The sequence below is a fragment of the uncultured Dokdonia sp. genome (assembly GCF_947492535.1).
Classification (GTDB): domain Bacteria; phylum Bacteroidota; class Bacteroidia; order Flavobacteriales; family Flavobacteriaceae; genus Dokdonia.
This window is the reverse complement of the sequence record NZ_CANLNH010000019.1, coordinates 49,445-68,316: the sequence shown is the minus strand read 5'-3', so window position 1 is coordinate 68,316 and position 18,872 is coordinate 49,445. Positions and strand designations below refer to the sequence as shown.

The window sequence follows — 18,872 nt, the reverse complement described above, 5'->3', positions numbered from 1 at the left end:
AGTATATTAACGACTATTATTGTGATATTTAGAGCATGTATGAAGCATAAACAAATCAAGGTTTTAATTGTTGGTGGAGGGCTTGCAGGTCTTACGAGTGCTATACATCTGGCAAATGAAAACATTGAAGTTGTTCTTATAGAAAAAAATACCTACCCAAAACACAAGGTATGTGGAGAATATGTTTCTAATGAAGTCTTTTCTTATCTAGAATCATTAGGAATTCATCCCTATAAACATCAAGCAAAAAAAATAGAGAAGTTTCAGTTTTCAAGCATATCGGGGAGTACATTAAATATTACACTTCCTCTAGGTGGCTTTGGAATAAGTAGATTTGCATTAGATGCATTGATGGTCGATAAAGCCATACAATTAGGTGTTGAGGTAATTCAAGCCACAGTTACCGATATACAATTTATAGATAATCAATTTCAAGTAGTTACAAATACAAATCATACATACTTAGCATCATACGTACTTGGTGCACATGGTAAACGAAGTAATTTAGATAGTACGCTTTCGCGAAAATTTATAAAGAACAAATCTGCTTGGTTGGGAGTAAAAGCACATTACATATCTGATTTCCCTGATGACCTCGTTGCACTTCATAATTTTAATGGTGGGTATTGTGGTTTGTCAAAAGTAGAAAGTGATCATGTAAATGCATGTTATCTTGCAGACTATGCTTCTTTCAAAAAATATAAAAACATAGAAGCTTACCAAGAAGCCGTACTCTATAAAAATAAAGCCCTCAAAACCTTTTTTGAAAATAGTCAAATAGCCTTCAAAGCACCAGTTGCTATAAGTCAAATATCATTTGATAAAAAAGAACCCGTCCTAAACCATATCTTTATGATAGGGGATAGTGCAGGTTTAATTCATCCACTATGTGGTAATGGGATGGCGATGGCTATTCATAGTGCTAAGATTATTTCAAGCCTACTCGTAGATCAGAAAACAAATAACTATAGTCGATTGCAATTAGAACAACAGTACCGGTTAGCATGGAATGCTGCTTTTCAAAAAAGACTTAAAATAGGACGGTGGATTCAAAATGCATTACAACATAAAAAATTGACGCGCATAGGTGTTTCAGTTGTAAGTACATCTCCATACCTTTTAAAGACAATTATTAAATCTACACATGGCAAATCGTTAGTATGAGAGACTTAACTTATAGAGCCACAGAGAGAGAGCTTATGGATGATCCAGCGATCTCTCCATTAGATTTAAAAGAAGCACTTTTTGATATATCAAAAACAAATAGAATGCTTGGTGGTAATACCATTACTTTAAAAGCATTAAAGTCTCTTTTCAAAGAATACCCCTCTAAAAAGAAATGGACCATTGTAGATGTAGGCTGTGGAGATGGAGAAATGTTACGCCTCATTGCTACATATTTTGCATCTGACCCTATAACATTAGAACTTATAGGGGTAGATTTAAGTGTCCAAAGTATCGAAATGGGAAGAAAAATGTCTCAAGATTATGAAAATATAACCTTTGTAGAAAAAGATATAGTAACGATTGAGAATGAGTCTTTTAATTGTGATATTATCATCTGTACACTTACGTTACATCACTTTTCTGATCAAGAAATTCTTGTCTTTATGAAGCAATTTGTAAAACTAGCGCAAGTTGCTATTGTTATAAACGACTTACAAAGAAGTAAAATCGCTTACCACTTATTTAGATTATTTAGTCGTATTTTTATCAAGAGCCACGTTGCTAAAAATGATGGACTTGTATCTATAGCAAGCGGATTTAAAAAGCATGAATTAAAAAAAGTTGCACAACAATTGAAATTGAAGCATTCTAAGATCACTTGGAAGTGGGCATTTCGATACCTGTGGTTAATCAAGACCGTATGAATGTAAAAATTACAACTGTAGCAAAACAACTTCCGAAATACCATAGAACCACTGATGAAATTATCCCTTTTTTAGATGTATGGCTTCATGATCAAGACGATCGTTTTAAACGAAAAGTAAAAAAGATTTTTGGTAATGCAGCCGTAGATAAGCGCTATAGTATCATGTCTCCAGAAGAAGTGTTTACTGCGACCAGCTTTGAAGAAAAAAATGACATATATACACGTGAGGTTGTAAAACTAGGAGAACAAGTCCTTGAAAAAGCACTTACAAAGGCAAACTGGTCACCACAATCATTAGATTATATCATTACAGTAAGTTGTACAGGTATTATGATTCCATCACTAGATGCTTATTTAATTAATAGTCTCCAACTTAGACAAGATATCGTACGCTTGCCTGTCACAGAGATGGGCTGCGCTGCAGGCGTATCGGGTGTTGTTTATGCCAATGAGTTTTTGAAAGCAAACCCAGGAAAACGTGCCGCCGTAATTGCAATTGAAAGCCCTACAGCTACTTTTCAACATACAGATTTTTCTATGGTAAATGTAGTCAGTGCTGCTATTTTTGGCGACGGAGCTGCCTGTGTTTTATTATCGTCAAAAGAAGATGATGATGGTCCTGAAATTATAGATACAGAAATGTATCATTTCTATGATGCACAGCAAATGATGGGGTTCAAACTTGTTAATACAGGATTGCAAATGATCCTTGACCAACAAGTGCCAGAAACGATCGCACAGCAATTTCCGGATATTATCCATCCCTTTTTAGAAAAAAATGGATTAGATATACACGCCATCCAACATTTAATTTTTCATCCCGGAGGACGAAAAATTGTAGAGACCGTAGAAGATCTCTTTGGTAAATTAGGTAAGAATATAGACGATACAAAAGAAGTGTTACGTCTCTACGGAAATATGAGTAGTGCTACAGTTTTATATGTTTTAGAACGATTTTTAGATAAAAAACTGCCTAAAAATGACATGGGAATTATGTTAAGTTTTGGGCCTGGATTTTCTGCACAACGTGTTTTATTAAAATGGTAACGATCATGAGTACAACACAAGATTATATAGGAAAATGGGCCATGATTTTAGGAGGAAGTAGTGGTTTAGGACTCGCTACTGCTCAAAAATTGGCCAAAGAAGGGATGAACATTTGTATTGTGCATCGCAGTAGAAGAAGTGTTTTAGCTACTTTTGAAGATGCCGTTCAAGAAATGGAATCTAACGGAATTCAAGTTATGGCGTTTAATGTAGACGCTATGAATGCCGAAAAGCGTACGGAAGTTATTTCAAAACTCGTATCGACGCTTGGTTCCTCAAAATTTAAAACTCTTATACATAGTGTGGCTAGAGGAAATCTAAAACCCTTGTATACTAATGATGGTCCCGTGTTGAGTAATGATGATTTTACACGTACAGTTGATGCGATGGCGATTAGTTTGTATGATTGGGTGTCCGCTTTCGCGAAAGCGAACTTATTTTCATCAGATGCAAGAGTGATCGCATTTACGAGTGAAGGAAGTCGTAAAGCGTGGAAGCAATATGGAGCCGTTGCCGTAGCAAAAGCAGCATTAGAAAGTATTACCCGAAGTATCGCATTAGAATTTGCTCCTTTATATATTAAAGCAAACTGTATACAAGCTGGTGTTGCAGATACAGAAAGTTTACGATTGATACCCGGTAGTGATCTTATGAAAGAAAAATCAATAGAACGAAATCCATATGGTAGATTAACACTTCCTGAAGATGTGGCAAATGCAGTCTATCTACTCTGTAGAGATGAAGCCTCTTGGATTAATGGCGCTATAATTCCTGTAGACGGAGGAGATCATATACGATGAATACAAAAGAAATCATAGCATTATTACCCTATACAGACCCTTTCTTATTTGTAGATGAGATAACGGAAGTGACAGAACACGCCATAAAAGGATCGTATACATTTAAAGAAGAATCTTATTTTTATAAAGGACATTTTAAAGATCACCCCGTAACACCGGGCGTTATTTTAACCGAATGTATGGCGCAAATAGGACTCGTTTGTTTAGGGATTTATTTATTAAAGGATAAAGCGGCATTAGATACGATGCAAGTTGCTTTTACAAGTGCCGATGTTTCTTTTTTAAAACCCGTGTATCCTAATGAAAAAGTAACCGTAGTGTCTGAGGTTAGTTATTTTCGTTTTAATAAATTAAAATGTGATGTAAAACTATATAATGAAGCTAATGAACTCATCTGTAATGGTGCGTTAGCAGGTGTTTTTAAAATATGAATAAACAAAGAGTTGTTATAACAGGATTAGGAGTTTGTGCACCAAATGGTGTAGGAATTCCTGCATTTACCGAAGCTATTAAGAAGGGTATTTCAGGCATTCGATTTCAGCAACAACTCGCCGATTTGAATTTCGGATGTCAAATTGCAGGGCAACCAGAAATTCCAGATGGATTACTAGAAAATTATTTTACACCATTACAACTAAGAGATCTTGAAGCAACAGGAATTACCTATGGAATGATTGCAGGCGTAGACGCATGGAATGATGCAGGACTTTCTAGTACAGATAAAGATACTGTAGACTATGACAGCGGAATTGTTTTTGGAACTTCACTTCTTGGTGTAGAAAAGTTTAGAAAAGCCATTTACCTCACCGATGAAGGAAAAGTAAAACGATTGGGAAGTACAACCGTAATTCAAACCATGGCAAGTGGGATTAGTGCGTATTTAGGAGGGTATTTAGGTTGTGGAAACCAAGTAACTACTAATTCTAGTGCCTGTACTACTGGAACAGAAAGTATCTTAATGGGATATGATCGTATAGCCAATGGCTATGCAAAACGTATGCTTGTAGGAGGGTGTAATGACGCAGGACCTTATATATGGGGCGGATTTGATGCGATGCGTGTACTTAATAAAAAACATAATGATCGTCCGGAAGAAGGAAGTAGACCCATGCAAAGCGATGCAAGTGGTTTTGTGCCAGGAAGTGGGGCAGGAGCATTAGTACTTGAGAGTTTAGAAAGTGCTTTAGAAAGAAAAGCTACTATATATGCAGAAGTATTAGGTGGTGCTGTAAATAGTGGCGGTCAACGACAATCAGGCAGTATGACGGCTCCTAATAGCATAGCTGTACAACGTTGTATCAAAGATGCTTTAGAAAATACTTCTGTAGATCCTAATGAAATTGATACTATAAATGGACACCTTACCGCGACAGGAATGTGTCCTACGGAAATAAAAAATTGGAGCGAAGCGTTAGGAAGATCAGGAGAATCATTCCCCTATATTAATTCTCTTAAAAGCATGACAGGGCATTGCCTAGCAGCAGCTGGTAGTATAGAAACGGTAGCTACTATCTTAGAATTACATGAAGGAATGGTTTTTGGTAATAGTAATTGTGATGATATCCATGAAGATATTACTGCTATTGTACCTGAAAATAGAATACCGAATAAAACAATTAAAAAAGAGTTACATATAGCAGCAAAAGCCAGTTTTGGATTTGGTGATGTAAATTGCTGTATGCTATTTAAAAAATATAATTCGTAAATAAAATAGATGACTATGAATACAGCTAACTATGATGCATTAAAAAAGATTATAAAAATTTATTTACCTGAAGATGTTTCTGTAGATGATATTACACCTAATAGTCATTTAATAAATGAGCTAAATATTAACTCTGCAAACTTAGTAGATGTAGTCCTTGATGTAGAAGATCATTTTGATATTACAATCGAAGATGATGAAATCGAAAAAATGGATACTGTAACAAGCGCTTTGGATATTATAAGCCAAAAAGTAGCTAAATAAGTAGTAACTAACCTTCTATTTTGGTTGGTTTTTTAGGGTAATTTCTACTGTTATATTGTAACTACTGCAAATTTAACAATAATTTATTCCGACTAGAATTTACTTCTATTTTTTTGATGTTCCGACAAAAGTTTACTTTTTAAATATTTGTATTTCAATTAATTGTGATTTATTTAAAGAAAAAAGGTAACATTAGAATTCATGAATCTTAATGTAAACTTTTATCGGTATATACTGTGTAACTTGGTTATGTACGACATTTTTGTACCTTTAAGTTGATTATACAATTAATACCATCCGATTATGCAAGTCCTTAAAAATATTCTTAGAACCGTTTTTTTACTGTTTCTATTCATTGGTTTTTCAAGCTTTAGTAATACATCTTTAAATGATGAAAGTATTGATGACACACAAATTGCAAACCCTAATGGTACTCAAATCGAACAAGGACTTATATATAAAAATAAGTCTTTAGAATATTTAGAGGATGGAGAGGTAGAGTTAGCTGTAGAAAATCTTAGAAATTATATTTTAGAAACAGGCGACTTTTCTATTCTAAATAATGGTGCATATGACTATATATATGATAACCCTGGTTTTATTGAATTAAAAAATAAGTACGAAGTAAGTTTTGGATTGAGCTCATTCTTTTACTTATATGTTGGGTTAATTGGATTTTTTATTGCATTTGTATTAAATCTTAGAAAAAAAACAGATCGAGTAGCTAATGGACTTATAGGCTTATTTGTTTTAATGCATTCCTTCTTCTTAATTCATACTACCCTTTATGTAAGTAATTTTACATATAATTACCCACATACATTAGGTATGTCAACATTCCTATCATTTATGTACGGGCCTGTTTTATATTTCTATTATAAGCGTATTACCGAAAACTATACGTTTAAAAAAGTAGATTTAATTCATTTATTACCTACACTTGGATTCATTATTGTCTTTATACCCATCTATTCATTATCAGCTGGAGAGAAATTAGATGTAATGCTAGGCGTTGGAAAATATGAGCCACACCCTTATTTGGAATATATTACGGCAATAAAAATTATTTCTCTTTTAGTATATGGCTTCTTTACATTTAAACTATATCGTAAGAATGCTAAGAAATCAGCAAAGACATCTCCTAAAAAAGTAAAACTTCAACGTACTATCATGATTATCCATGCAGTGTATGCAGCTTCATACATATTATATGCATACATATTTATTGATAATTATAATTTTAAAGGAGCAGCATCGAGTTTTCAATTTGTTGCCATGTCGTTCTTAGTACTATATGTGGGATATATTGCGTATGCAAACCCTCAAGTACTTGTAGGAACAGTTCAGGCAGTTAAAAAACAAGTTGTAAAATATAAAAATTCTGGATTAACGACTAGCTTCTCTACAGAGCTTAAAGAAGAATTAGTACGCTTACTTGAAGTTGAGAAAGTATATCGCCAAAATTCGATTAAGCTTGAAACTATCGCAGAGCGATTAGGGACAACTCGTCATAATGCTTCTCAAGTAATTAATGAACATTTTAGCCTTAATTTCTTTGAGCTTATAAATAAATATAGAGTAGAAGAAGCTATGGAATTACTTCGATCTAATGAAGAAAATCTCAATATTATAGATATAGCATATGAAGTAGGTTATAATAATAAAGTGACATTTAATAAATCATTTAAAAGATTTAGTAACCTTACGCCGTCTCAATTCATGAAATTGGAACGTGGTGTTGCTTAACTAATTTGTTAGTCTCTGGTTAGGGTTTAAAACCCTATGATTTTATTAAACACCTTAATAAAAAATCTGTTTTCAATACTGTATAATAGTTAATAGTTAATAGTTAATGGTTATTTGTTATCTGTTATAGTTCCTTCCTATTATTTACCCAATAACTTTTAATAAATAACAAGAAGTAATTTTAGTATACCAAAATCTCTACACATTTAGTGAGTGATTTATTCTATAACATAGTCCTCATACAGGTAAGATGCTCTTAGATATGTTGGGTTTTGTTGCGCATCGGTTCTGTAACTTTTACGCTTTCGCGAAAGCGTAAACCCGCCCACTTCAATCATTTCTTCATTAATGATAAGACTATAGTGATCTGACGTGTGTACCCAATATCCTTTCCAAGAAAGGTCTTTAGTGTAATAGTGTCTCCAGATATCCTCAGAACCTTTAAAAGTAACTTTTAATACATGACAAGGTTCTTTTTGAAACTCTGTAATACCTTCATACGTAAGCGTAGCTGAAGGATCATCTAGTGTATACGGAAGACCAACAACAAAAGTAGCTGCATTTAGTTTTGATTGTAATTGATTTGAGGTCACTAGCGTATCTGATACACCGTTTTTGATTTGATAAATCGCACTATCTGAACGATGTATTTCATATAAGGTGTCTTTTTGAACCCAAGTTACTTCACGATTAACCCCATTTACAAAATCATATATATGATTTTCTTTCCGATTTATCTCTATAGATCCATCTTCACGATATAATTGAAAAGACTTTTTGTACGACATCTTTTCTATGGTATTCCAAGCGTCTTCACCTCCACTTTTATCCATAACAGCTTGTAGCAAAGATGTTCCCGTGTAATTTGGCTCTTCATCAGGTAAAATATACCCTATAATTTTAAAAGCAATAAATCCTATAATTGCAATCCCAATAAGGTATACAAGGATATCAGATTTGTTTTTTTCTGCCATGATTCTTTTTAGGTTAAATATACTATAATTGCTATTTCTATCTGTTTTTTTATAAATTGTATGGTATATAAGTTATAGATTTTACCACTATGGTTCTATAATACCCAACTAAAATGTTAAAAATCATCACATGGCTATGTTGCTTTTTTGTGCTGTCTAGCTCTGCACAAGAAGCAACGTACGATAGTTTACAACACGTTCTAAAAAAGAATAAAACTCCTAGTGACCTTGCTAGTGCTCACTATGCTATAAGTGCTACTTTTTCATCAGAAGAGATAGATTCTTCACTTTTCCATCTTAAAAAAGCATATCAAATTGCAGCTTATAATACGCTAGATTCTATACACCTTTTATCTTCTGTAAGTTTAGCGAAAAAATATTACCATGAAGTATCAAATAAAGATTCTACATTATATTATATGTCAATAGGACATAAAATAAACGAACGTCTTCAGGTTAAAAGTAGCATGTATAGTCTTAATGCACTTAATGCATATGTGCTAGAAGGCGAAGGTAAGTTTGCAGAAGCAATTGGGTTCCATTTACGAAACATTCCTATTGCAGATAATCTAAAAGACGCTAAGAAAAAAGCATATGCTTTTTCTGGTATTGCTGATGTATATAGATTACAAGGTAATGGTAAGAAAGCTGTGGAATATATGGAATTTGCTTCAAAGGCAGCAACTTTACTTGATGATAGTTATTTAAATACAAAAGTAGGAATGTCGTTAAATCTAGCACTAGCTTATGATGTTAATGATCAACGAAAAGAATCAGTAGCGCTTCTTGAGGCTACTATTCCTATGGCTATTAAAGATAAGCCATTTAGCGAGGCACTCATCTATCATAATTTAGGTAGGTCGTATATCATCAATGGAAAGTATGAAGCCGCTGAAACATATTTAAATAAAGCATTAAATATAGATGCGTGGGCAACTGTTCCTAGACGAAAATTAGCATCTTTAAAAGAATTAACAACACTATATACAGCGATAAATCGTTTTGATGAAGCTGTTATTTTTGGAGAGCAAACCTATGATCTTGCGTGTCAACTTGAGATTCAGTATCATCTAGAAGATGCTACTCGTAACTTAGCAGAGGCCTATGAACTTTCTGGGGATTTTGAAAATAGCGTTCGATTAAAGAATGAATACATAGCGATTATTAACAATATTTTTGATCAAGATAAGAATAGCCTTATGCTCGAGCTTGATGCTAAATATCAGACAAGTAAAAAAGAACAAGCCATTCAACAATTACTGTCTGAAAGTATTATAAGGAAGCGAAATACTGTGATATGGTCCTTGTTGGGACTTTTTGTTATTTTATTTCTGTTTTATAATAGATTTTACAACAGAAAGAAGAATACATTTTTATTAAAACAAAAAGAATTAGAAATTAAAGCAGAAAAAGATAGAAATGATCTTATTGCATTACGCCTTAAGAATGAGAAAATCTTTTCAAGGCAACAGCAACAAGAAAAAGAAATCATTGCGCTTGAGTTAAAATTAAAAGAAAAAGAACTTACGACAAATGCGATGTCACTGTTGCAACATAAAAAACATTATGAATCTCTTATAGAAAAACTAAAAGATATTCGTCTTTCTAGCGATGATATTGATGCTAGTTCTAAAATAGCATCCGTTATCAATGAGACGAAAGCCTCTTTAGTAAGTTACAATTGGGAAGAGTTTCAATATGTTTTTGAAAAAGTTCATGTTGATTTTTATCATAATCTATTAAAGAGATTTCCAAATATTACACCTAACGAAAAGAAGATAAGTGCCTTTTTAAGGTTAGGATTATCTACAAAAGATATTTCGGCGATTACAAATCAAACACCACATAGTATATTGATTGCCAGATCAAGACTACGTAAAAAGTTAGGACTCTCTAAAGAGCAAAGTTTGACAAAATATATTAATTCCTTTTAAAACCTGTATATAGAATGTATAGATGCTTTTTAAGTGCTTGTATATACATTGTATATATCGTTTTTTAGGTCTGTGGTTAATTGATCACTATATTTATACCATCATTACTATAGGGGTTTTTAATAGTATGATAATTCCTCAAGAATTCATGTAAACTTATATAATCACCATATGGTTGTTTAATTACAAGTAGGGCCATAAAAAGATTTGGGGAAGTTTATTAAAAGTGGAACACTTGAATTTGGGGTTTAAGTGTGTTAATGATTTGTAACTAACTAACTTCTTGGGGAATTTTATTTAGTTATATTAAATTGTAATTTAAAAAATCTCGTTGTATGACGAGATTTTTTTATGATTTCTAATTTCTAAAAATAACGATAAGTCCTATTTAAAAAGCAATCAACAGTTATGAGCATAAAATTGTTGATTACTTCTCTTTTGTCAGGTTTTATAAGCGCTTATGATGTCTTATATTAGCCATTCTACCTACAATTATGACGAAAGAAACACAATACAACGAGGATAATATACGATCGCTTGATTGGAAGGAGCATATTCGTATGCGACCAGGAATGTATATTGGAAAACTAGGTGACGGTTCTAGTGCAGATGACGGTATTTATATTCTAGTAAAAGAAGTACTAGATAACTGTATCGATGAGTTTGTTATGGGAGCTGGAAAAACCATAGAGATTTCCATTCATGGTGATAAGGTAATCGTACGAGATTATGGACGAGGAATTCCACTCGGAAAAGTAGTGGACGTAGTTTCAAAAATGAACACGGGAGGTAAATATGATTCTCGTGCATTTAAGAAATCTGTCGGACTAAATGGAGTGGGTACCAAAGCAGTGAATGCCTTGTCAAATTACTTCAGAGTAGAATCTACGCGTGATGGCAAGTCGGCTTCGGCAGAGTTTGAACGTGGTGAATTAACCAATCAAGATTTATTAGATGAAACTTCCCGTAGAAGAGGAACCAAAGTTTCTTTTATTCCAGATGAAAGTATTTTTAAGAATTATAAATTCCGTAGTGAGTATGTAGAACGCCTTATTAAAAATTATGTATATCTGAATCCAGGATTAACGATTGTTTTTAATGGAGAAAAATATTTTTCTGAAAATGGATTAAAAGATCTTTTATCAGAAAGTATTGCAGAGGGAGATCGTTTGTATCCAATCATTCATTTGAAAGGAGATGATATAGAAGTAGCGATCACACATAGTCGCTCGCAATATTCTGAAGAATACCATTCCTTTGTAAACGGTCAGAATACTACACAAGGGGGAACACACCAAGCAGCTTTTCGCGAAAGCATCGTGAGAACCATACGTGAGTTTTACAATAAGAATTATGATGCTTCAGATATACGTAAGTCTATTGTGTCTGCTATTAGTATTAAGGTAATGGAACCTGTCTTTGAATCTCAAACAAAAACCAAGTTGGGAAGTACCGATATGGGAGGAGATTTGCCTACCGTACGTACATATATCAATGACTTCTTAAAACGATCATTAGATAATTTCCTTCACAAGAATACGGATGTTGCATATGCTTTACAGCGAAAAATTCTACAAGCAGAACGTGAACGTAAAGACCTCTCAGGAATACGTAAACTGGCTAAAGAACGCGCTAAGAAAGCAAGTTTGCATAATAAGAAATTACGTGATTGTCGTATTCATTTAACAGATAGTAAGAAGGAACGTAATCTAGAAACCACCTTATTTATAACCGAGGGAGACTCGGCGAGTGGATCGATTACAAAATCGAGAGACGTAAATACACAAGCCGTTTTTAGTTTAAAAGGAAAACCTTTAAATAGTTACGGTTTGACTAAGAAAATTGTGTACGAAAACGAAGAGTTTAACCTCTTACAGGCTGCATTAAATATAGAAGAGTCTATTGAAGATTTACGCTATAATAATATCGTTATTGCTACCGATGCCGATGTTGATGGAATGCATATTCGATTGTTATTAATCACGTTCTTCCTGCAGTTCTTCCCTGAGCTTATTAAAGAAGGACACTTATATATCTTAGAAACTCCATTATTTAGAGTTCGTAATAAGAAAGAAACGATTTACTGCTATAGTGAACAAGAACGACAGGATGCCATGGCAAAGTTAGGAGCAAAACCTGAGATTACCCGATTTAAAGGACTTGGAGAAATCTCTCCAGATGAGTTTAAACACTTTATAGGAGAAGATATTCGTCTGGCTCCAGTGATGCTAGATAAAGCGTTAATGATCGAAGAATTATTATCATTCTATATGGGTAAGAACACGCCAGATCGTCAAAAATTTATCATCGAAAACCTGAAAGTAGAATTAGATAGAGTAGATGAGATTTAATTTATGAGGGTTTTTACAATATTTATAGCTCTAGGATTTATTGTTATGTCTTGTAAAAGTACAGTAGACATCAATACATATTTTAAGAAGATACCTCAAACAAATGTTTCTAAAGATAAAATCGAAAATGCAGAAAGCTTTATAAAAATGTATCTAGAGACTTGTAGTATTGAAAATAGTGAAGCAACATTTACAAATAGATTTGTAACATACAATGAAAAGTATGGTGAGATATTGTGTAAAGGAATTAATAATAGAAACGGTAAAATAGTAACTATTAATTTTGAGGAATTACGTGGGGATGGACATTCGTATTTAATTTATAGATTTAAAGTCAAATTTGAAAATATAGATAAAATATCTGAAGTTCGCGTTAGTGAAAAATTTACTGGAGAATATGAAACTATCATTGTTAGAAATGAATGGAGTGACATATTAAAGAGTTCTAACAAATTTTAAGTGTATTTATACGAAGATTCAATTAGATGAGTGAAGAAATAAACGAGCATAACGAAGAAGAACTAAACGAAGAGATGGAGCCTTTGGAAGGAGGAGAAGCTACAGGAGAAACAATTACTCGAGTTTCGGGAATGTTTCAAGATTGGTTTCTAGATTATGCTTCGTATGTAATTCTAGAACGTGCAGTACCCGCTATAGAAGATGGATTTAAGCCTGTGCAAAGACGTATTATGCATGCACTTAAAGAATTAGATGACGGCCGTTATAATAAAGTAGCTAATGTCGTTGGACATACCATGCAGTACCACCCGCATGGAGATGCAAGTATTGGTGATGCAATGGTAGGGATAGGCCAAAAAGATCTATTAATAGATACTCAAGGAAACTGGGGGAATATCTTAACAGGTGATCGCGCTGCAGCTTCCAGATATATAGAAGCCAGACTTTCTAAGTTTGCACTGGATGTGGTGTATAACCCAAAAATTACTGATTGGCAAGCGTCCTATGATGGACGTAAAAAAGAGCCTATCAATTTACCAGTAATGTTTCCATTATTGTTAGCACAAGGAGCAGAAGGAATTGCAGTAGGATTAAGTACTAAAGTATTACCGCATAACTTTATAGAACTTATAGATGCTTCAATAAAGCATCTTAAAGAAAAACGTTTTACGATACTTCCTGATTTTGCAACCGCAGGAATTGCTGATTTTACAAATTATAATGATGGCCTTCGAGGAGGGAAAGTACGTGTTCGAGCACGTATCTCTCAACAAGATAAAAATACACTGGTCATTACTGAAGTTCCTTTTGGACAGACCACAGGATCTCTCATTGACTCTATTTTAAAAGCCAATGAGAAAGGGAAGATTAAAATTAAAAAGATAGAAGACAATACCTCTGCAAACGTAGAGATTTTGGTACATCTCCCTTCAGGAATCTCACCAGATAGAACCATAGATGCCTTGTATGCATTTACAAATTGTGAGACTTCTATTTCTCCATTAGGATGTGTTATTGAAGATAATAGTCCGTTGTTTGTAGGCGTGACAGAAATGTTGAAGCGAAGTACAGATCGTACTAAGGAATTACTCCGTCAAGAATTAGAAATACAACGCAATGAGTTTGAAAATCAATGGCATTATGCCTCTTTAGAGCGTATTTTTATTGAGAATAGAATCTATCGCGATATTGAAGAAGAAGAAACGTGGGAAGGTGTTATTAAAGCGATTGACAAAGGATTAAAACCACATATTGGACATCTAAAACGCCCTGTTACCGAAGAAGATATTACACGTCTTACAGAAATACGAATCAAGCGTATTTCTAAATTTGATATCGATAAAGCACAACAAAAAATTGATGCCTTAGAAGCGCAAATTGCAGAAGTAACACATCACTTAGAGCATCTTACTGATTATGCCATAGCTTATTTTACAAGACTTAAAAAAGACTATGGAAAAGGAAAAGAGCGTAAGACAGAGATTCGAATCTTTGACGATATCCAAGCAACAAAAGTGGTGCTACGTAATACAAAACTTTATGTAAATAGAGCAGAAGGTTTTATAGGAACGTCTCTTAAACGAGATGAATATGTAACCGATTGTTCTGATATAGATGATATCATTGTCTTTACCAAAGAAGGGAAGATGATGGTGACACGAGTAGGCACCAAAACCTTTATTGGAAAAGATATTATTCATGTCGCTGTCTTTAAGAAAAAAGACAAACGTACTACCTATAATATGATCTATAAAGATGGCACAGGTGGTGCTACCTATGTAAAACGATTTAATGTTACGTCGATTACACGTGATAAAGAATACGATCTTACCAATGGTAAGAAAGGCTCTATCATGTATTATTTCACGGCAAACCCAAATGGAGAAGCCGAACTACTCACTGTATATTTACGAGCGGTGGCAAGTGTGAAAAAATTACGATTGGAAGTTGACTTAGCAGACATCTTAATTAAAGGGCGTGCCTCAAGAGGGAATATTGTTACGAAACATTCTGTAAAATCTGTTGAGCTTAAAGAGAAAGGACTTTCAACGCTTAAACCACGTAAGATTTGGTTTGATGAAACCGTACAGCGCCTTAATGTAGACGAACGCGGAGAGTTGCTAGGAGAGTTTCGATCTGAAGATCGATTACTGATCATTAACCAGCACGGAAATGCCCGTACTATTGTTCCTGATGTTACAGCACATTTTGATAGCGATATGATTGTTTTGGAAAAATGGGAGCCAGAAAAACCAATAACGGCTATTTATTGGGATGGCGAAAAAGAACGTTATTACGGTAAACGCTTTTTAATAGAAAATCCAGATAAACCAGAAACCTTTATATCAGATCATGATAATAGTCAGTTGGAACTTGTCTCAACAGATCATAGACCCGTTGCAGAATTGGTATTCTATAAAGAACGAGGGAAAGATCAAAAAGAGAATGAGTCTGTGAGTATGGAAGACTTTATTGCTGTAAAAGGAATTAATGCACTTGGAAATCAATTGTATCCTCAGAAATTAAAACAGCTTAATTGGTTAGAATCCTTACCCTATGAAGCTCCTGTAGAAATTCCTACAGAAGAGCTAGAAGTAGTAGGAGAGGAGACGGTACCTTCAGAAACAACACCCACAACTCAAAAAGAGACTTCAACATCAGAAAATAATACTTCTGAAAGCGAAAATGGGGAAGAATTGGATGATGAAGGACAGATTACGTTGTTTTAATAAATGGTTTTTGTTCTAATAGGTTGAAAAATGTATTCTAAAAGAAGAGTAACAGAAATAATAATAGGAATCCTTCTTTTTGCAATTGGTTGTATTAGTTTTTATTCGGGATATACTGCTTTTTTGTATATATATGAAAGAGCTGGTTTCTCTTGGGAAGAAATATCTCTTTTAAAAGTATTTCATAATTATAACCTTATAACTTCAATGTTAGTTATAATTTCTGGAATTTTTCTCATAGTGAGTAAACGGATTGGATGGATGGGGAGTATTGTGATGTCATTTTCTAGTGCAATACTTTTAGTTATACAATTATTTAAACTTTATTATGATGGAAATGAATATGTAGAGAAGGATACTTCAAACGCATTTTTTTTATGTTTATCTAGTGCTTTTTTTATAACTATAGGAATGATATTATTACATAAATCGTTTATTAAAAAGTATCAACCTACTACTAGAAATATTTGGTCTCTCATTATTCTTTTTATAGTGGTGCTAACTGTTAGTGAAATTTTATAAACAACACCCACACCTCAAAAAGAGACTTCAACATTAGAAAATAATATTTCTGAAAACGAAAATGGGGAAGAATTGGATAATGAAGGACAGATTACGTTGTTTTAATAAATAAAAACTGTTTGTCATAATACGTACGATAACGTTTACGTTGTTCTTTGGTAGTGATTTTTCGAAATGGGCTGTTAAAGTTGTAGTCTTTGTGCTTGTTTTGGGTTATATTTAACTAAAAATCTAGGTATTTTTAAGACAGATTACATAGCAAAAAAGATAAGTTGGTTTGTTGTATTGTGTGTTGTTTCCGCTTTCGCGAAAGCGCAAAACTGTGCCATACTGACAAGTCCTAATGTGCTTCCTGTTGAAGATCCTGTCACCTGGACAGACGAAGGCGTAGCAGGAGGATATATACTTACCATTACAGATTCCGGTGGAGTGATGTCAACGATTCAACGCACACCTTCTCAGACTTCATATAGACCCGCCATGGGATGGCCAGAAAATGAAACCTATACGATTGTTATAGGTCTTAGAGAAGATCCCGCAGATCCAGACCCCACAACCATTTGTAATTCACAAACATTTAGTACGGGTAGTATTACGACCTTACCGGGATGTAATATGATTACAAGTCCGCTAGATGGCGCTATAGATGTGTCTCTAACACCTTTGATTACCTGGAGTTATGCACCTAGAGCTACAGAATATATATTGAATGTAGGTACCGTATTAGGAGGGAATGATGTGATCGCAAACCAATTAATTCCAAATGGTGAACTGTCATTTCAGATCGTAACGCCATTAGCAGAAGGGACTACGTATTACGCAAGTATAACACCTCGTAATGCTATTGGAGATGCTGTGGGATGTGCTAATGATAGTTCGTTTACCACCTTAATTAATGCATCAGAAGTGCCTGACTGTACCATGCTTAGTTCTCCTTCTAATGGAGAAGACAATGTCGCATTAACGCCATTACTTACATGGTTTCCTGTTGAAAATGCAGATGGATACAGACTTACCATAGGAAGCAGCCCAACAAACTCTGATGTAGTTGATAATTTAGACTTTGGTAATGTAACTTCCACCTTTGTAATAGATTTTGAGGAAGGGATAAAATACTATGTCACGATTACACCTTATAATAGTGCTGGTGATGCTATAGATTGCACACAAACGTGCTTTACGACTACCTTAGGTTGTGGACCTTATTTTGATCCTACGACAGGAGAAACAGTCGATTTAAACCCTCAAATCAATTTACTAGATGATTATAGTTTTTGCTCTAATGAAGATCCATTACAATTAAATTATGATGGGATAGGAGAGGTGTTTTCGTGGGTGCAATTTGTAAATGATACCGAATTAGAAATTTCTTCTACACGTAATGTAACCATTACAGAGAGTGGTACCTATCGTTTGGATGTGATTTCTGAAGTTCCTATAGAAGAAGGCGTTATTATGTGTGATAGCTCGCATATGTTTACTGTAACTATTTCAGAAGCGCCTGTGATTGAAGATTTAAATCCAACACTACAAAACCTAAACGTAAGTATCAATGTGCAGGTAAGCGGAATAGGGGATTATGAATATGCTGTTTTTTCTGCCGAAGGTCCTTATCAAGATAGTCCCGTATTTACCAATTTAGGTACATCAAACATTGAAGTGTTTGTACGTGATAAAAATGGTTGTGGCACCGCTAGTGAACGACTTGATGTTGATATTGATTTAGGCTTCCCAAAATACTTTACCCCGAATGGTGATGGGATTAATGATTACTGGCAAGTACGTGGTACTGTTGTAGATGGAGAAACCATTACGTTTATAGAAATCTATGACCGTTACGGTAAACGTATTACGAGTTTTAGTCCGCGGAGTATGGGATGGGATGGAACCTTTAATGGAAGACGTCTATTAGATGCTGGGTTTTGGTATAAAGCATCTACATTGAGTAATCGTTTCTTGGTGGGACATTTTGCGCTGCGCAGGTAATATTATTCTTCTTGATAGTAATAGATGGCAGATAGACTTGTTTCACCTTGCTGTTGATCATTGTAAAAATAACTTGAATACCTTTCAGTAGGTAAGTCATATTCATTAAATTGATATTCACTAAACCACTCGTCTGGTGGTCCTCCAGGTTCGTTTACCTGAATTCTGTTATTCTCAGAAAAGAAAATATAAAATTGATTCATTTCTTGTCTCAATTCAGGGATAAAGGCAATAATATCCTTAAGGTTTGTATTAGAAAGCAACGGATTTCTTTGGTCATCATGAATATATAGATAATAATGAGGAAAGATAGATGCATTAGGGGTTGTTGTCTGGTATTTAGAATCTATAGGATTTATACGAATACAAAAAAACGAACCCTTTGAAACGACCTTTATTTTTACATTTTGGTGGTTAGCCATATCGTTTTTTTTACATTATGTACATAGCATTAAAAGAAAAGCACGGGTCTTACTTAAATT

16 protein-coding genes are annotated in these 18,872 nt (G+C 34.0%); 14 read left to right on the top strand and 2 right to left on the bottom strand.

Going from position 1 to position 18,872, the window contains the following annotated elements; translation table 11 throughout:
* Window positions 1-39 precede the first annotated feature (39 nt).
* The 8 genes from Q1A60_RS19390 to Q1A60_RS19355 all read left to right on the top strand — a co-directional run bounded on the left by Q1A60_RS19390 (window position 40) and on the right by Q1A60_RS19355 (window position 7,435).
* A complete protein-coding gene (locus Q1A60_RS19390; protein ID WP_299768320.1) occupies window positions 40-1,164 on the top strand; it encodes an NAD(P)/FAD-dependent oxidoreductase in 1,125 nt (374 codons plus the stop codon).
* Window positions 1,161-1,871 carry a methyltransferase domain-containing protein gene (locus Q1A60_RS19385; RefSeq protein WP_299768317.1) on the top strand — a complete coding sequence of 237 codons (711 nt, stop codon included), beginning with the start codon at window positions 1,161-1,163 and terminating at the stop codon, window positions 1,869-1,871. The genes Q1A60_RS19390 and Q1A60_RS19385 overlap by 4 nt, the downstream gene beginning before the upstream one ends.
* On the top strand, window positions 1,868-2,920 hold the full coding sequence (locus tag Q1A60_RS19380) for a type III polyketide synthase (RefSeq protein WP_299768314.1): 1,053 nt from the start codon (window positions 1,868-1,870) through the stop codon (window positions 2,918-2,920). The genes Q1A60_RS19385 and Q1A60_RS19380 overlap by 4 nt, the downstream gene beginning before the upstream one ends.
* Before the next feature lie 5 nt (window positions 2,921-2,925).
* Window positions 2,926-3,720 carry an SDR family oxidoreductase gene (locus Q1A60_RS19375; RefSeq protein WP_299768311.1) on the top strand — a complete coding sequence of 265 codons (795 nt, stop codon included), beginning with the start codon at window positions 2,926-2,928 and terminating at the stop codon, window positions 3,718-3,720.
* Entirely contained in the window at window positions 3,717-4,151 is a 435-nt protein-coding gene (locus tag Q1A60_RS19370) for a hydroxymyristoyl-ACP dehydratase (protein WP_299768308.1), read from the top strand. Before Q1A60_RS19375 ends, Q1A60_RS19370 begins: the two co-directional genes overlap by 4 nt.
* On the top strand, window positions 4,148-5,425 hold the full coding sequence (locus tag Q1A60_RS19365; RefSeq protein WP_299768305.1) for a beta-ketoacyl-[acyl-carrier-protein] synthase family protein: 1,278 nt from the start codon (window positions 4,148-4,150) through the stop codon (window positions 5,423-5,425). The genes Q1A60_RS19370 and Q1A60_RS19365 overlap by 4 nt, the downstream gene beginning before the upstream one ends.
* Before the next feature lie 15 nt (window positions 5,426-5,440).
* Complete coding sequence (locus tag Q1A60_RS19360; protein WP_299768301.1) at window positions 5,441-5,689, top strand: phosphopantetheine-binding protein; 249 nt, start codon at window positions 5,441-5,443, stop codon at window positions 5,687-5,689.
* 303 nt (window positions 5,690-5,992) lie between these two features.
* Complete coding sequence (locus tag Q1A60_RS19355) at window positions 5,993-7,435, top strand: helix-turn-helix transcriptional regulator (RefSeq protein ID WP_299768298.1); 1,443 nt, start codon at window positions 5,993-5,995, stop codon at window positions 7,433-7,435.
* Between the two features lie 218 nt (window positions 7,436-7,653).
* Here Q1A60_RS19355 and Q1A60_RS19350 read toward each other — a convergent pair whose 3' ends face one another.
* Complete coding sequence (locus tag Q1A60_RS19350) at window positions 7,654-8,409, bottom strand: hypothetical protein (protein WP_299768295.1); 756 nt, start codon at window positions 8,407-8,409, stop codon at window positions 7,654-7,656.
* Between the two features lie 113 nt (window positions 8,410-8,522).
* Here Q1A60_RS19350 and Q1A60_RS19345 point away from each other — a divergent pair, with 113 nt between their 5' ends.
* The 6 genes from Q1A60_RS19345 to Q1A60_RS19320 all read left to right on the top strand — a co-directional run bounded on the left by Q1A60_RS19345 (window position 8,523) and on the right by Q1A60_RS19320 (window position 18,390).
* Window positions 8,523-10,343, top strand: a complete 1,821-nt coding sequence (locus Q1A60_RS19345) for a tetratricopeptide repeat protein (protein WP_299768292.1) — start codon at window positions 8,523-8,525, stop codon at window positions 10,341-10,343.
* 494 nt (window positions 10,344-10,837) lie between these two features.
* Window positions 10,838-12,694: a DNA topoisomerase IV subunit B gene (locus tag Q1A60_RS19340; RefSeq protein ID WP_299768289.1), complete on the top strand. Its 1,857-nt coding sequence runs from the start codon at window positions 10,838-10,840 to the stop codon at window positions 12,692-12,694.
* A 45-nt stretch (window positions 12,695-12,739) separates the two neighbouring features.
* Window positions 12,740-13,153 carry a hypothetical protein gene (locus tag Q1A60_RS19335; RefSeq protein ID WP_299768286.1) on the top strand — a complete coding sequence of 138 codons (414 nt, stop codon included), beginning with the start codon at window positions 12,740-12,742 and terminating at the stop codon, window positions 13,151-13,153.
* Between the two features lie 26 nt (window positions 13,154-13,179).
* Window positions 13,180-15,882: a DNA gyrase/topoisomerase IV subunit A gene (locus Q1A60_RS19330; RefSeq protein ID WP_299768283.1), complete on the top strand. Its 2,703-nt coding sequence runs from the start codon at window positions 13,180-13,182 to the stop codon at window positions 15,880-15,882.
* A gap of 30 nt (window positions 15,883-15,912) precedes the next feature.
* A complete protein-coding gene (locus tag Q1A60_RS19325; protein ID WP_299768280.1) occupies window positions 15,913-16,404 on the top strand; it encodes a hypothetical protein in 492 nt (163 codons plus the stop codon).
* A gap of 285 nt (window positions 16,405-16,689) precedes the next feature.
* Window positions 16,690-18,390: a T9SS type B sorting domain-containing protein gene (locus tag Q1A60_RS19320; RefSeq protein ID WP_299768278.1), complete on the top strand. Its 1,701-nt coding sequence runs from the start codon at window positions 16,690-16,692 to the stop codon at window positions 18,388-18,390.
* 2 nt (window positions 18,391-18,392) lie between these two features.
* Here the strand turns inward: Q1A60_RS19320 and Q1A60_RS19315 are convergent, their stop codons facing one another.
* Window positions 18,393-18,812, bottom strand: a complete 420-nt coding sequence (locus Q1A60_RS19315; protein WP_299768275.1) for a hypothetical protein — start codon at window positions 18,810-18,812, stop codon at window positions 18,393-18,395.
* Window positions 18,813-18,872 lie beyond the last annotated feature (60 nt).

Coding starts and splice junctions, on each gene's coding strand:
- Q1A60_RS19390 (WP_299768320.1), top strand. CDS start 40: ATGAAGCATAAACAAATCAAGGTTTTAATTGTTGGTGGAGGGCTTGCA.
- Q1A60_RS19385 (WP_299768317.1), top strand. CDS start 1,161: ATGAGAGACTTAACTTATAGAGCCACAGAGAGAGAGCTTATGGATGAT.
- Q1A60_RS19380 (WP_299768314.1), top strand. CDS start 1,868: ATGAATGTAAAAATTACAACTGTAGCAAAACAACTTCCGAAATACCAT.
- Q1A60_RS19375 (WP_299768311.1), top strand. CDS start 2,926: ATGAGTACAACACAAGATTATATAGGAAAATGGGCCATGATTTTAGGA.
- Q1A60_RS19370 (WP_299768308.1), top strand. CDS start 3,717: ATGAATACAAAAGAAATCATAGCATTATTACCCTATACAGACCCTTTC.
- Q1A60_RS19365 (WP_299768305.1), top strand. CDS start 4,148: ATGAATAAACAAAGAGTTGTTATAACAGGATTAGGAGTTTGTGCACCA.
- Q1A60_RS19360 (WP_299768301.1), top strand. CDS start 5,441: ATGAATACAGCTAACTATGATGCATTAAAAAAGATTATAAAAATTTAT.
- Q1A60_RS19355 (WP_299768298.1), top strand. CDS start 5,993: ATGCAAGTCCTTAAAAATATTCTTAGAACCGTTTTTTTACTGTTTCTA.
- Q1A60_RS19350 (WP_299768295.1), bottom strand. CDS start 8,409: ATGGCAGAAAAAAACAAATCTGATATCCTTGTATACCTTATTGGGATT.
- Q1A60_RS19345 (WP_299768292.1), top strand. CDS start 8,523: ATGTTAAAAATCATCACATGGCTATGTTGCTTTTTTGTGCTGTCTAGC.
- Q1A60_RS19340 (WP_299768289.1), top strand. CDS start 10,838: ATGACGAAAGAAACACAATACAACGAGGATAATATACGATCGCTTGAT.
- Q1A60_RS19335 (WP_299768286.1), top strand. CDS start 12,740: ATGTCTTGTAAAAGTACAGTAGACATCAATACATATTTTAAGAAGATA.
- Q1A60_RS19330 (WP_299768283.1), top strand. CDS start 13,180: ATGAGTGAAGAAATAAACGAGCATAACGAAGAAGAACTAAACGAAGAG.
- Q1A60_RS19325 (WP_299768280.1), top strand. CDS start 15,913: ATGTATTCTAAAAGAAGAGTAACAGAAATAATAATAGGAATCCTTCTT.
- Q1A60_RS19315 (WP_299768275.1), bottom strand. CDS start 18,812: ATGGCTAACCACCAAAATGTAAAAATAAAGGTCGTTTCAAAGGGTTCG.